Annotated in this window: 1 protein-coding gene; it reads right to left on the bottom strand. The window is 74.6% G+C overall.

Going from position 1 to position 240, the window contains the following annotated elements; translation table 11 throughout:
* On the bottom strand, positions 1-159 hold a 159-nt coding region (locus G6028_RS13430), incomplete at its 3' end, for a LytR C-terminal domain-containing protein (protein ID WP_338404225.1).
* Positions 160-240: the final 81 nt, after the last annotated feature.

Raw genomic sequence — 240 nt, 5'->3', positions numbered from 1 at the left:
CTCACCGGCGCCGGTTCCGAAGTACACGGTCGACCCGGACACCACCGGCCGGTCGGAGGGCAGGTTGGCCACCTCACCGACGGCGAAGCCGGACTCGCGGAGGGCTTCCCCGGTCCTGCCGGCGAGCCCGGAGACGTTGCTGTTGTTGAACACCTGCACAGGCACCGAGGTCACTGCCGGCACGCCGCCGGGCTGACCGGCGGGAGGCGGCGAGGCGGGCTCGGCGGGCTGGCCGGGCAC

The organism is Dietzia cercidiphylli, from assembly GCF_014145145.1.
Classification (GTDB): Bacteria; Actinomycetota; Actinomycetes; order Mycobacteriales; family Mycobacteriaceae; genus Dietzia; species Dietzia natronolimnaea.
The sequence above is the reverse complement of the archived record's forward strand: the minus strand, read 5'-3'. Positions and strand labels throughout refer to the sequence as shown.